10 protein-coding genes and 1 pseudogene are annotated in these 14,319 nt (G+C 55.7%); 4 read left to right on the forward strand and 7 right to left on the reverse strand.

Going from position 1 to position 14,319, the window contains the following annotated elements; genetic code table 11:
- Positions 1-12 precede the first annotated feature (12 nt).
- The 4 genes from MKI86_RS20440 to MKI86_RS20455 form a co-directional block, all read right to left on the reverse strand.
- Complete coding sequence (locus tag MKI86_RS20440; RefSeq protein ID WP_241604784.1) at positions 13-240, reverse strand: F0F1 ATP synthase subunit C; 228 nt, start codon at positions 238-240, stop codon at positions 13-15.
- A 67-nt stretch (positions 241-307) separates the two neighbouring features.
- Positions 308-1,060 (reverse strand): F0F1 ATP synthase subunit A, encoded by a 753-nt coding sequence (locus tag MKI86_RS20445; RefSeq protein ID WP_241604786.1) that lies wholly within the window; start codon positions 1,058-1,060, stop codon positions 308-310.
- A 61-nt stretch (positions 1,061-1,121) separates the two neighbouring features.
- Positions 1,122-1,517, reverse strand: coding sequence for an AtpZ/AtpI family protein (locus tag MKI86_RS20450; RefSeq protein WP_241604788.1), 396 nt, complete (start codon positions 1,515-1,517; stop codon positions 1,122-1,124).
- Between the two features lie 265 nt (positions 1,518-1,782).
- Positions 1,783-2,904 (reverse strand): cell wall hydrolase, encoded by a 1,122-nt coding sequence (locus MKI86_RS20455; protein WP_241605026.1) that lies wholly within the window; start codon positions 2,902-2,904, stop codon positions 1,783-1,785.
- 313 nt (positions 2,905-3,217) lie between these two features.
- Between MKI86_RS20455 and MKI86_RS20460 the strand changes: the two genes are divergently transcribed.
- Together MKI86_RS20460 and MKI86_RS20465 are read left to right on the forward strand one after the other, a co-directional pair.
- On the forward strand, positions 3,218-5,122 hold the full coding sequence (locus tag MKI86_RS20460) for a recombinase family protein (protein ID WP_241604790.1): 1,905 nt from the start codon (positions 3,218-3,220) through the stop codon (positions 5,120-5,122).
- Between the two features lie 102 nt (positions 5,123-5,224).
- Positions 5,225-6,066, forward strand: a pseudogene (locus tag MKI86_RS20465) (ABC transporter permease).
- An 84-nt stretch (positions 6,067-6,150) separates the two neighbouring features.
- Here MKI86_RS20465 and MKI86_RS20470 read toward each other — a convergent pair.
- A complete protein-coding gene (locus MKI86_RS20470) occupies positions 6,151-7,992 on the reverse strand; it encodes an ATP-binding protein (RefSeq protein WP_241604794.1) in 1,842 nt (613 codons plus the stop codon).
- Positions 7,985-8,977 (reverse strand): SIR2 family protein, encoded by a 993-nt coding sequence (locus tag MKI86_RS20475; RefSeq protein ID WP_241604796.1) that lies wholly within the window; start codon positions 8,975-8,977, stop codon positions 7,985-7,987. Before MKI86_RS20475 ends, MKI86_RS20470 begins: the two co-directional genes overlap by 8 nt.
- A gap of 350 nt (positions 8,978-9,327) precedes the next feature.
- Here MKI86_RS20475 and MKI86_RS20480 point away from each other — a divergent pair, with 350 nt between their 5' ends.
- On the forward strand, positions 9,328-9,897 hold the full coding sequence (locus MKI86_RS20480) for a tyrosine-type recombinase/integrase (protein WP_241604798.1): 570 nt from the start codon (positions 9,328-9,330) through the stop codon (positions 9,895-9,897).
- 41 nt (positions 9,898-9,938) lie between these two features.
- Here MKI86_RS20480 and MKI86_RS20485 read toward each other — a convergent pair whose 3' ends face one another.
- Entirely contained in the window at positions 9,939-12,491 is a 2,553-nt protein-coding gene (locus tag MKI86_RS20485; protein ID WP_241604800.1) for a hypothetical protein, read from the reverse strand.
- A 132-nt stretch (positions 12,492-12,623) separates the two neighbouring features.
- Between MKI86_RS20485 and MKI86_RS20490 the strand changes: the two genes are divergently transcribed.
- Entirely contained in the window at positions 12,624-13,955 is a 1,332-nt protein-coding gene (locus tag MKI86_RS20490; RefSeq protein ID WP_241604803.1) for a hypothetical protein, read from the forward strand.
- Positions 13,956-14,319 lie beyond the last annotated feature (364 nt).

Below are 14,319 nucleotides of genomic sequence, written 5' to 3' on the forward strand. Positions count from 1 at the left end.
CCTCAGCCGATATCAAACGGCGAAGAGGAGAAGGAGAGCGATGAGCAGCGAGAAGATGCCCAGAGCTTCCGTAACGGCGAAGCCGAATACGAGACGGCCGAACTGGCTGTCAGCAGCAGACGGGTTGCGCAGAGCGCCGGACAGGTAGCTGCCGAAGATGTTGCCGAGGCCGAGAGCCGTGCCGGCGAGACCGAACGTGGCAAGACCTGCGCCGATGTACTTTGCTGCTTCCGCTTCCATGTTGAACTCCTTGAATGGGTTGTTGCGGCTTGTGAGCGGCGCCCGGAGGCACCGACGACTTTATTCCCTAGTGACCACCCGGATGCACGGCATCGTTGAGGTACATGCATGTCAGAACTGCGAAGACATAGGCCTGCAGGAACGACACGAGGAATTCGAGACCGGTCAGGGCGACGGTCATAAGAAGGGGCAGGATCGCACCGGCGACGCCGACGGCGCCGAGCGCGCTAAGCGAGGTGACGAAGCCTGCAAAGACCTTCAGCGTGATGTGACCCGCCAGCATGTTTGCGAAAAGACGGATCGAGAGGCTGATCGGACGCGAGAGGAACGAGATGACCTCGATCGAGACGACCAGCGGAAGAAGCGCACCGGGAACACCCGACGGCACGAACAGCTTGAGGAAGCCGAAGCCGTGCTTGTAGAAGCCGTAGACCACGACCGTGCCGATGACGAGCATTGCCAGCGCGAAGGTGACAATGATCTGGCTCGTGACGGTGAAGAAGTACGGCACCATGCCGAGCATGTTTGCCGTCAGCACGAACATGAAGAGCGAGAACACGAACGGGAAGAACTTCATCCCGTGGCTGCCCGCGCCTTCCCTCAGCATCGAGGCGATGAACTCGTAGGACATTTCCGAAACCGACTGCATGCGGCTCGGAACCAGGCCGCGCTGGCCGGTGGTGAAATAGAGGAAGCCGATGCCGGCCGCGACGGTGGCGACCATAAACAGCGAGGCATTGGTGAACGAGAAATCGATACCGCCGATTTCGATCGGAACAATCTTGTTGACCAGGAACTGATGGGTCGGATCGTTGGACACCGCTTATCTCTCTCGCTTGCCCGCCTTGCGACGGAAGTCACCCACTATGCGAACCGCGTCGTCAGACGCCGTCCTTCTTATCGGTCTCGTCCCGTCCGCCGCCGACCTTGCCGGGCTCACGCCCGGCCAGCCTGTCGACCGGATGGGGCGAAGCCACCATGCCGGCGGCGCGCATGACGTTCAGAACGCCGGCACCGAAGCCGAGAAGGAGGAATACGATCATTCCCCACGGCCCTGTACCCGCAAAATGGTCCAAAAGATAGCCCAGAAGCGCCCCGACAATCACGGCAGCGACGAACTCGCTCGAGAGCTTCATGGCGACCGCATAGCCTGAACGGCTTGCTGCTGCCCTCGCCTCGGCGGCTTCTTCCGCCCCGTCTGACTTGCGCTTCTCCGCGAGTTCCGCGTCGAGCCGCTTCAGCCGGTCTTCCAGACTTCCCTTTTGATCGTCGGCCATGGCATCCTCCTGCTTGCTTCCGATGAGGCGTTCGCCCCAATGCGGACATATTGAAGGCTAGGATTCAAGCCATATCCGACCCCTTTCGAAGTCGGCCGCAACATAGTTTTAGGTGCCGGCATAGTCAAGGCGTGGCGGAGCTTTGCGCCACTGCAAATATATATAATAAAATCAATACATTGATCGGAACTGAACGGGAAGCGCGACTCTCTGCCCCGGGAATCGCCGGCGCTGTGGCGCGGACTCACCACAGCCGCCGACTGGCTCAGCTCCAGCCACCGCCATAGGTGCGGTAGAAGATGTGCTTGCCGATCTTTGCCACGCGCTGCATGGTGCGGCCCCACGGCGGCTTGACGTAGGTCGCGTGGTAGTGGGTCGAGGAACCGACCTCATCGATCCAGATCTTGCCGGCCGTTACCGCCATGGCGATTTCCTTGGCCGTCTTCCAGTGCCAGGGCGACAGGATGAGATCGGGGATACCGTCGCAGGCGAAGGAGAACTGGCAGCGGTTTCGCCAGTTCTGGTTCTGGTAGACCACGCCGCAGATCGTGTCGGGATAGGCTGGGTTTCGCACGCGGTTGAGAATGACCTGGGCGACGGCGGCCTGGCCTTTCAGCTCCTCGCCGCGCGCTTCGAAATAAATGCCCTCGGCCAGGCACTTCTGTTCCTTCTCGGTGAACACGCCCGGCGGCAGCGCAGTCGCGGCCCAGGCATGATCCTCCGGTGCGATTTCCGGAATGAATCGGCCAGCCTCGGCCTTCGGCTTCAGGATCGAATCGAAGGGCGATTCCCGCGCATAATCCGGCTCGACGCGGGCATAGGCGGTCGCGAGGATGTCGGCCTTGTCGCTGGTGACGAGATCGGCGATGACCGGGGAGACGCCCGGAGTCTTGCGCGCCGGCGTCTTCTTGTAGAAGGCCGTAGCGATCTGGATTTCCTTGCCGCGAATGTCGGCTCGCGCGAAGATCATGCGCTGACCATCATTGAAGACCGGCGACAGGAGCGAGGACGTACGCTCCAGAATGGAACCGGCGGTGAAATCCTTCGGCGGGCTCACGGGCACCACTGCGACGATACGGCCCTTCTTGTCGCGGCGGTTGATGCGGTCCTCGTCGGGAATTCCGCCCTGGCCCTTGTGCTCGCTGCGCAGCGCAGCCTTGGCGCCGCCGGGCAGTTCAACCCCTGCCCCGCTCTCGATGCCGCCGGTGATCATCGCATCCGCAAAGGAAATTTCGATTTCATGCACCGAACCGGCGGGCGAACGGGTGAGCACCATGTTCTGATTGCCGCCCTTGCGGTTGAGCCCCGCCAGATAGGTGGCAAGGTCGGTATGCGCGGCCTGGGTCGGCACGCTGGCGACGAGGCCTGCGGCCAGGACCAGGGGCATTTTCCATTCCCGCTTCAGATAGTCGAAGAAGCGGCCTGCCCCGGCATGACGAATGTTACGCTTACGCAACTGACTACTCCGCACGCATGTACGGGCGACCGCGCCGATGAACGACCGGCGTGCCTTTCTGCCCGGATATTTTTGTATGGGAGCCAAGCCGCGCCGAGGCACGGGCCCGAAACGGCTCGCTGTCAGGGTAAAATGAAGCATTAACCTTGATGGCTGTGCGTTTTGTACGCTTAGCGCAAGCTTAATTCCTCATCGCTACCCTGTGTCCATTAACCATAGGCGCGTCATGGTTAATGGTGATTTAATGGAAGAATACGAAATGAAGTTTACCGAGGATACGGTCGCCTACTCTTACATCCGTATTAGCTCCAGCAAGCAGGCATTGGGCGATGGCCCCGGTCGTCAGATCGCATTGTCTGAGGCGTATGCGGCCCGGCATGGGCTGAAGCTCGATGAAGCGCTTGAGGATATCGGCCGGTCAGGCTGGAGCGGTGCAAACGTATATAAAGGCGCGCTTGGCCGCTTTCTCGACATGATATCGTCAGGGCAAGTCGTTCGCGGTTCGGTTCTGTTGGTTGAATCTCTCGACCGCCTGTCTCGTCAGCACCCAATGGACGCGCAGGTCATATTGACCTCGATTCTCACAAGCGGCGTGAACGTGGTCACGCTCGATGACAATAATGTGTATTCCGCTGAAAGCCTTCGCGAAGACTGGACCGAGCTAATCCGTATCATCTCAATTCAGGCACGCGCCCATGGAGAAAGCCAGCGCAAGTCGAACCTCTCGAAATCGGCCATTCAAAAGCGCCGCGCTCTCGCCCTTGAAGGAAAAGCCAAATTCACGACGAACGTTCCCGCATGGATCAGCCAGTACAAGGACAGGGATGGCGTTACCCAATATGAATTGAACGAACATGCCGACACGATCCGCAAGATCTTCGCCTTGGCGAAAGACGGCTGCGGCCAGATGACGATCACCAAGGAACTCAACCGGCTCAAGCTCCCCACCTATCGCAAAAAAAGCACTGGCTGGCATCAAACAGGCGTTGGCCGCATTCTCGACAACCACGCCGCTTACGGCACATTCATACCGATCCTGAAAGTTGGTGAGGGGAAGGAACAGATCGCTGCCCCTATCCCAAACTATTTCCCTGCCGTCATCTCGGAAGAAGACTTCCATATTGCGCAACGTCACCGCACCCGCCGGATCGTGAAAGGTCGAAAGGGCAACCGCTTCACCAATCTGTTCAACGGCATGTGTACCTGTGAACATTGCTTCGGCAACATGAGCATCAATTATTCAGGCCCACCGGGCAAACAGAAGCCGATCCTGCGTTGCTATAACAGTTGGCGCGGAGTCGGCTGCTCCGTGCCGGCGAAGTACTTTGACTATGAAAGTCTTGAACGCGTGGTCCTCGACACGGTACGCGAATTCGGCATTTCCGACTTCGTGGGTCATAAGACCAAAAACACAGAATTGGCGGCCATTGAGGAGGCGATACGGAGATCACATGGCGCGCTGGCAGAAATCGAATGCAAGGAAGAAAACCTTGTAGGACAGATGCAGATGGTATCGGCTGCCTCTGCAAGCGTGCTCCATAAAGCGCTGGACAAATTGCAGGTTGAAAAGACCGATACCGAAAAGGTGCTCAAACAGGCAAAACAGGAACGCGACATCATGCTGGGGGCGATGTCGGATTTCAGCGATATCGACCGGATCATCCAAGAGAACCGCAGGCAATGGCCGATGATGGACGACATTGAGGTCTTTCGCAGCCGTAGCCAAGTCAATGCAGCCCTACGCTATTTGTTCTCGCACTTCTTATTCGATGCTCAAAAGCACGTTGCATCGCTCGTCTTCGAGAACGGCCTATTTGCCTATCATTTCAAAGACGGAAAGCTGGAGAGCACCACAGACCTAATATCGAGCGGCCTTGTAGGCCCCAAGGCCGGCGCGATGACCCTCGATCACTTCACCAGCCATATTTCCAATCCGACCGACGAAGCAGGCCGACGGGTGCTGGAGACAGCACAAGATAGGATTAAGAAGTATATGATCGCTCGCAATCAACGCTCCCCATCAAATCGGGAAGCTGCTGCGAACCCGCGTCTCGATGATCCAACGGTGCAGCGCCTGAAAGCCGAGCGGCAAGCTCGTGCAAAGGCATGGCTTGCGGAGATGGAAGAGCGAAAGCGGTCGAAGCAATAGACAGACGCTCCATTCTCCGTGGTTATTCTCCGTGGTTATTGCAAGTTGCATTCCCGCAAGTTCCGGGAAACCCTCCCTCAGTATGCGGAGCACGAACGCCGCATGGAAGGGGCAGACTTGGGAGCCGCGAGAAAGAAAACGAACCAATCAAAGGCACCCCTGAGTGAGTTGGCCTCCCGTGTCGCCATTCCACTGCTTGGCGCTGGCGCAATGGTCGCTTTTTGGGCCGCATATGTATGGCTTTCGGAGGTGCCGCCATACATCCTTCCCGGACCCGATAAAGTCATCACCACCTTGATATCCGACTGGCCCAAATTGGGGCCGGCGCTGGGAATCACGACGAAGACCACCTTGCTTGCTCTGCTATGTGCGGTCGTTGGCGGCGGCAGCATCGCCCTGTCTCTAGCGCAAGCCCGCTGGATCGAGGCGCTTTTCTATCCCATCACGGTGACGCTGCAAGTAACGCCCATAGTTGCGATTGCTCCGCTGATCCTGATCTACGTACCAACACCTGAAACTGCACAGTTGATTTGCGCGTTCGTCGTCGCCTTCTTCCCGATTATGCTGAACACGCTGCAGGGTCTGAAAAGCGCCGAGCGCCATCATGCCGATTTGCTCCGCACCTACGGCGCGTCCCGATGGCAGACGATCCGCTATTTGAGCGCTCCAACTGCATTGCCCCATTTCTTCGCGGGGCTCAAAATCGGTGGGGGACTTGCGCTTGTCGGAGCCGTCGTGGGGAGTTTTCTGTCGGGCAAGCCGGCGCCAATGCCGGGCTGGCCTTTCGGTTACTGGAAGCGCAAAGCCAGTTGAACACGCCGCGCGTCTTCGCCGCATTGGTTTTGCTCGCCGTCTTGGGGGCCGTCATCTTTGCTGTAATAAAGCGTCTATCGGAGCTTGCTCTTCGCCATTGGCACGAAAGCGAAATCACCTCAAAAGGGTGATCCAAGCAGGGTTGACCACTTTGTGGTTTCAGTAATTTCGGCTTACAGATAGGCCAACTTCCCACGCCGCGCGGCTCTCCTAGCTCAGTCAGCGGCCGGTACTAGGTCGTTGAATTCCGCCGTTTCGCTTTTGGGCCGCAAAAGATCATCGAGCGGCTTCACTGCTAACTTGAGCGGCATTTGTCCAGCCATACCGCTAAATATGCATGTACCGGTCGGTAACGTTGGAATGGATTCTTCCGTGAGCTTATCGATGTAGGACACCGCGCTCGCGATCGATTGCAGGTCCTTCTGATTGATGAGTCGGTGGATAAAATAGTTGTGAGCCTGCGAGGTGATGGTATGGGAAATATCATTCGGTCTTTGACTTGAAATTGTGACGAACACCCCGAACTTGCGGCCCTCCTTGATGATCTCTTCGAACGTCTCCAAGCGGTAGTCCTTCCAACTCTCGGATTCCCGAAAAGATTCCCGCGACAGAATATTATGGGCTTCATCAATCACAATATTCAGTGAGCGACTACCGCCGACCCGCTTGTGATCCTCGTAGATTTTCTTGGCGACTAGCAGGGGAACTGTCTTCTTCATCTCCAGATTGACGTCGCTTAGTGCGAACACGAGGACGTTCGACGTGAAAAGGTTGGCGGTCGGTGCGGGATCGAATATTTTCCGAATGTCGGCTTGTTTGCTTCTGAGTTTATTGATGGCCGGCGCGATGTGCTCGTTCTGAGCGCGATTTGCCAGGACGTCCGAGATCAATTGGACGTAGCAGAGAACTATCAAGTTCTTGATGTCATCTTCCGCGAGTTCAAGCAGATCTACGGCCTGATAGGCTATCGTTTCTGTGATCCGATCTGGCGTCGATCTGAGATAGACCTGCTGCCCACGAAGGCGGAACTCTGACTGATTGTTGTGCCATTCCAGGTCCTCGGCGATTTCAATGGCCTCGCCATCCGCGTTTCTGTCAGGTAGCACCTGCCTGAGATAATCGAGTAGAAGATCGGCCCGGATCTTATCCGACATCTGTAAAATCTGGGTCACTTGCCGCTGCACGACGGCGCGCAGGTATTGGGCTGGAACATTTGCTTCATTTACGTGCTGCTGGAGCTTGAGAACTCGCTTCAAAAACGGCTTCTGTGTCTTCTCTGTCGCGTCCGCGAGGATGCTGACGATCTCAATGTCGTTGAAGCCCCCTGCCCCGAGTGGGATTTTATCTCCGTTGTCATTTCTCGTGCTCAAATTGAACACTCGCTTGTGCTGGGTAAGGCAATTGTCTCTGATGTATTCATTGTTGAAATCAAACAGGACAATACGGCAGTTCGCTTCAAACGCAGAGGCGTTACGAGCTCGCATGTTTGCGATGAACTCCTGATAGATCATCGCGAGCGTGTTCGACTTGCCGCTTCCGGTATTTCCAAAAATGGCAATGTGGCTGTTCATCAGCCCGTCAACAGGGAGCGAGATGTCAAATCCCTCGTATTCAGACCGCGCGATTTCCAGTGCCACCCCACCATTTTTCAAGAGATTGTGGACTTGGTGTACCTTCTCTTTGGTAAGAAGGAACGCCTCGTTTCCAACCAGTGGTAGCTCCTTAGTGCCTCCAAAGAACTCGCCCTTCCGGTCGAGGAAACCTACTAGTGAAACGGACAGAAACCGCCGGCCGTTCATATATGCCAACTGGCTGGGCCGCTTGTCCTCTGTCTGGGCATTCTCGCCCTCAACCTTTCCAATAAGGCTGAGGAAACCCTTTCGAATATCAACGTAGCTCCCGACACCGATGTTCCTGATCACATCGCCATCAAAAAAAAGCTCCGAGAGATTTTTGTCGCGGTCAACGGAGATAAAAACCTTGCGTCCCGTCACAGCCGATACCTCACCTACCCGAAGCACGGCCTCCTTCTGAAGGCGATCTGGCCGATTAGCCATTCGTGATCTCCGGCAGGACCGCGGCGAGGATGTTGTTCAAACGTGGGAAATTGATGTTGGTCCCCGCAGGTGGCCCGATCACGCTAACGTTTCGATGCTTGGCGAATTTGGCTTGATAAAGAGCAATGTCGTCGTGGCTGTAAGCAAAGGTGATTAGCTGCGACGTCGGGTTTCTGAGCGCTCTTTTCGTTATGTCTAGGATATGCTCGTCACTAAACGAGAACCCAAATGCCATCAAAGTGGCATTCTCCTGCTCCATCGACTTCGAGAAAAGCCGCAGCAAGTCATAGTACACCCTTTCCATAAGGGTCTCATGAAATTTTCTGAAGTTCGGCATAATTAGAAAATGCTTGCTGAGATACTCAGAAACCTTAGCTGGATTCGCCTTTTCGGCCGGCGTAAGAGGCTGAACAGCGCTTGCGTTATATACGAGGTTCGAACCCCTCTTCGTCCAGTTCAGCGACCCATGAGGCTTAATGAGGTTGATGGTTGGGATCTCGACCCGTCGGGCATAGAGTGAGCTCGCCCGATAGGTTCTGTCGAAATATTTCTCCGGCGCGAATGCAAAATTTTCAGACCGCCCCGAAGATCGGTCGAAGCCATCATTGATGATGATATTAGGTAAATTACTCGCTGCAAACTCCACAAACATATCGTAATTAGTCGAAAATATTGTGGCCTGCCTAGGCAATATCTCGTTTTTCCGAAAGAATAGAATCTGATCTATTGCGGAAATGAAGCTACGATAGTTGTTTAAGGTCTCATCAAGCTCTTCTGGATAAATCGCCTCATCGTGCAGTTGCCGATAGGTCTTCCCGATTGCCTCAATGAAGCCGATCATCTCGTAATCTGCTTCCGCAGTTTTTCCGTCACTAATCAACGTGTCGAGTTTCTTCTCGATGTCACCAGCAGTTTTGATCGCTGGTAAGGAAGCACCGGAGCCGATGAGGAAGTTAAGGTTGCCAGATTGGATGTAGGGCGCCAAGATCTTCGCCGTTTCATCATCGCTGCTACTGATTATATGGGATTGCACCATAGCAAACCATCTCTAAGGCAAGAAGAATCGACAATCCTAGATACACTAGATGGCCCGCCGCCAAAGCGAAAGGCCTCAGCCATTTGATCCTTTACCACAAGAGAGATGTGGGTCTGTAAGGCCGAATGGACGGCGCAAAGCAAACATCACAAAACACACATTTTCTGAGGTTTCGGCTCGAAACGACCCTTAGCCATTGAACCCGCAGAGTAATTCCGGCCGCGCAATCGACGCTCGCCCTGCGCGCTCATCGGCAACATAACGAAAGGCATGGGAACGCTGCCTTTCGTGAGGTTCTGATGAAACAGGCTCGGGTTTTGACGGATACCGAATTCAAACGGCTACTGGCCGTGGTTGCGCAGACGAAGCACGCCGGACGCAACAGGCTCGCTCTCATGCTATCGCACCTCGCCGGATTGCGCGTCGGGGAAATCGCCACGCTGACGGTGCGCGATGTGATCGACGGGGAAGGCGAGGTCCGCGAGCAACTGCGGCTCAGCGCGGAATTCACCAAGGGCGGGCATGCGCGTGTCGTGTTCCTGAACGACAAGCTGCGCCGGGAGATCGAAAAACATCGGGACGAATGGTCCGAAGACCGTAACGCCGATATGCCGTTGCTGCTGACACAGAAGCGCACGGCATTTTCCGCGAACACGCTCTGCCAGTTGATAGGACAGCTTTACCGGAGCGCCGGCCTCGACGGTGCGACCTCACATAGCGGCCGACGCTGGTTCATCACCCGGCTCGCACATTCAGGTGTCAGCCCGAAGGTCATCATGACCTTGGCGGGCCATCGCAACCTGACAACAACGCAACGCTATATCGACGTACGCGACGACATGATGAAAGCGGCGGTTGATTTGCTCTGACCGCCGCTCGCGAGACACCAGAAGTTCGGTGCCCGAACTTTTTAGCGTGGTTTCGGGACCGAAACCTGCTTCGGCTTTCCGCCTAGGGACTGCTTTTCAAACTCTCGCTTGTCGAGGGCGTGTGAGTTGGGCTTCATGCGCAAGCCGAGATGACCGAACTCCGAGACCAGCCGTTCATGCCCCTCCCGCATCTTTTCAGTCCGGTCGTCATCGGTGGTGGCAAAGGTACTGTCGCCGGCTAGCTCTTCCAGCACCATGTTCCATGATGTCATGGGCGAGTAGCCCATCGAAACGGCCTTGAGCGTAAGGTACGTGTCCTCGCCATGGCATCGGAAGTTCGGGTCCGGCAGCAACGGCGCCTTTCCTTCCTTTACGAAATTCCGCACGACGATCATGCTGCCTTTGAGGTCCGTGCTCGTCTTGAATACATGGTTATCGGCATATGGGTTGCCGGGGCCATTTAGCTCGTCGTTGAATGGTGCCTTCCGTCCGTAGATCGGGGCGAAGAGATCAACGCCATTGTATATAGATATGCCGTTGGCAGCCATTTCCGCAAAAAGCCGATAGCTGCTGTTGTGGTTTTCTGCCTGCATCAGCACGGCATCGTCGTCCATGATGATGCCCCAATCGAAATCGCTCGCATATAACTGTTTAAGGCAGTCGATGCGGTTCTCGATCAGAATGCGAGGGCCAACGCGGGTGATGCTGCCGCCATACTCCGAAAGCCGGCCAAGCTCCGTGCTTGCCGCAATCTCCTCGTCGGCCCAGTTCGACGCGATGACATGAACGGGAATATCCGTCATCCGCCGCCACCACTCCAGTTGCCATTCGAAATTGAACTTTCGGGCGGCTTTGAGTTCGGCATCGTCAGGCATAAAGCTGGTGATGAAGGCACCGAAGACCCGGCCACTCGAAGACGGGATAGCCGGGAAGTTCGTCTTCTTTGTGCGGTTCGCCTCGATCAGCGAATAGTCGCGGGGACGTGACGTGGCAGGAGCCTGCGGCATGACAGGCGCAGCGGTGAAATCCTCACAAACCTGCGTGCGGGCCATGGAGACACCGAGCACCATGGGCGAAACGTATTCGAACCGATCACCATCACCAAAGGTATGATCGATACAGAAAGCGGCATCCCGTACGTCGCTGTCAGCGATATAGCCGTTCAGGTCTTCCCCGTATGCCGATGCGACTTTCAAGAAAGCAGCGATATCGACAAACGAAAGCTCCATTTGCGGGTCGATGGGCTCAACCATCTCGGCATGGCTAAGGAAAGGATAGCTCAGCATGGAGTAGGCAGCGACATCTACCACGCCAACCTCTAGCATCCCCTTTTTGGGAGGCTCTTCCAACAGGTCTTCCGGCTGGAACGGATATAGCCACTTGAAGCGCTTGGGTTTCACAACGTCAGTCAGACGATCCTTGTTACGCATTTTGGAAAGGTTCGCCGCCGTTTCCAGATTTTTAGCCGACGCCTTCATACCGTCACACGTCGCGACGAAATGCCGGGTTCTACGGCCGAGCTTCTTGCCTTGGCGCAGCTTAGCATCCGCGTAGTCGACGATAGGGCGAAGCTTCAGCCGGGTCTGCGATTTTGCATCGTCCACAATGACGATACCTTCGTCACCCGCTTCCACACGCCACGAATGATCATCAGCAAAGCGCTCGCGGAACATTTCCGCGTCCTCCGAATCGAGGATCAGATATCCTTGCCCATCCAACTCCGGCAGAGCTGCCTTGAGCGTGACGGTCGCATTTGTGAAACTGTGAGCGCTCGAAAGTAAACGCAGCTTCGTCACGGCTCCATTGTCTTCGGCCTCATTCCAGATCGCAATCAATCCGGTCCCTTTGTGGGAAGGAATGCAGGTTCCCAAGATCAGGTCGATAGCACGGAACAGCGGATAGAGCTGGCGGTCGGCCAGCGGATGATTACTTGGCGTCGCATTGCCGGCGACTTCCAGCAGATATTTCTCGATGATCTTCTGGTCGTCTTCATCGCGAACATGGACAAGGAAGGTCTGACCGCCTTCAGAAAACAGCAAGGAACGGTGAAAGCCGTTCGCGAGTGTGACACCCGGCAGCGCCCCTGTGACAACACGCGCCTGCTGCAATCGGCTGGTGATCGATGCAAGCCGTGAAGACCGCAAGCTTGCTGCCTTGCCCGCCGCCGGCCGTGCAAAATGCTGCACAGCTTCGGCATATCGCCCTGAGACACCACCACCATTTTCAAGCCAATCGACAAGCGGCGTGTCGCCAGCAGTTTCCGAAGCGTAGAGCAACACATTGGCACGCTCACTGCACCAACTTTTGCTGCGGGTAGCCGAGAAGGCCATCCCCACCAGAGCATTGTACGGATTGGCCTTGGTGACTTTATTAAGGCTCTCTCCGTTTGCAGCGAGAAATGCCTCAAACGCCTGCATGTCACCACGAATTTCTTCACCAAAGGCGAAAATCTGCTCCAAGGCAATGTACAGCAGCTTTTGGCCTTGGCCTTCATGCTTCTCAAAAGCCGTAGCCGCCTGAACGGCGGATCGAAACTGGCTTTGATACTGCTCAAGCGTGGAAACGATTGGTTCTTTCTTAACGGCTTTGCCCATTGATTGATGCTCGCGCTGATTTAAGTCCGGCACAATCAAACGGTGCAGTCGTTAAGAAATCACAGCGTCATGAGCGAGCAGGAAATTTAAGGTTATTCAATGCTTCCCACGAAATCCCCGTATGCCGTTTACATGCCCGCCATCAGCTCGAATTTTGCGAAAATCGGCCACTCGCAACACCTCAAACGCAACTTCTCATTTGCAGAGAAAGACCTGAATTTCCTCGACCCGGCGAGCACGCTTTTCCACTACCCTTACGCCCTCTACAGCGCGGGCCAGGCAGCGCGTACCGATGGCGCGGCACAACAGATCAGCATCGTGAGCCAGAGGGACCGAGACAGAACAACGGTTATCGGTGACAGCGGCGGTTTCCAGATACAGGAAGGCACCATCAAGTTTACCGGCGATGCCACTTGCGAGCGTATGTTGCGCTGGATGGAAGACCATACGGATTTCTCCATGTCGCTGGATTTTCCAACCGGCGGCATATCTCCGGGCAATGTCGCGGTGCACACCGCTCGTCTCGACACGCAGGGACAAATTACAGCGATGAGCGCAGCCAACGGCCTATCGCTCGACTACAATACCTGTCTCACGCAATCGCTGCTCAACCTCGACTACTTTGTCCAGAACCGTGTTCCCGGAAAAACCAACCTGCTCAACGTTCTCCAAGGTCGCACCGAACGCGAAAGCAAGGTTTGGTACGACGCTGTGAAGGGCTACCCACTGGAAGGATGGGCTTTTGCGGGCGCGCATCAAAGCGCGTTCTCGCTTACCATGGCACGCCTGCTCGACATGTACGACGACGGCCTGTTGCAGAAGGCCAAATGGATACATTTCCTCGGGATTTCAACGCTGGACACGGCCTATATCTTCACGACCATGTTGCGCTGCATTCGCCAAGTTAACGCCGATATCTGTATTTCCTTCGATACCTCCAGCCCGTTCAAGGCGGCCGCGAATTTCCAGTTTTGCTCATCCTTCCGTTTCGACAAATACGGCGTTGGAATTGCTACCACGTCCATGCCTGCCATCGGAAAGGCGACCGATACCCGCACGCTCAACATGCTGTGCGAGGATCAAACCAAACCAATCTCGATTAAGCGGGCAGGCATGACGCATGCCGCAGAAATCATTCCTTGCCCGGCACACACTGCGATTGGCGAGAAGGTGAGAGTGAGCGAGCTATGCTCAGGCTCGAATGGCTCTTCGCTGCTGGATAACGACAGTACATTCATGCTGATGAACCACAATGTCCATGCCTACATCCGCGCCTTTGCGGAATTGCATAAGAGCTACGACGCTATCGAATTACATGATTGCGTCCCCGTATATGTACGTGCTGCGAAGGTGGCTATCGAAAAGATATTCGAAGAACGCGACTCGAAAGGCACGACTGCCGCGAGGGACTTGCTGCAAAAATGCACTGCTTTGCTGAACGTGTTCGCCGAGGTGCGAAACTGAGTGGGATGGTGCTTGCCAACCGGTCATTGTGACCGTTGTAAAAACCCCATTTCTGCGATGTCGTGAAAGTCAGGCGCAAAATCGGATAAAAACTGGGGGGCTTTGTACCAAGGGAGTAGCAGCTTCCGACCTTGATTTTTGCCGTTCGGATTGGTTCCGGCGCCGCCCGAAACCTGCCGTTCGCTCTGGGCATGGCGAACGACAGAGCCGGGGCCGCTTGCTGACTATCCGGTTCTCGGTACCGAGGTTGATGTAGCTGTCATAGGACGCCGTCCAAACCCATCGACCACTTCCGATCCCATTTGCGTCATCGCCACCAGGCTCTCGCGATGATCGCTTCTGGGTATAAGGGCAGGCATCGCGA

Origin of the sequence: Shinella sedimenti, from assembly GCF_022601905.1 — a bacterium.
Lineage (GTDB): Bacteria > Pseudomonadota > Alphaproteobacteria > Rhizobiales > Rhizobiaceae > Shinella > Shinella sedimenti.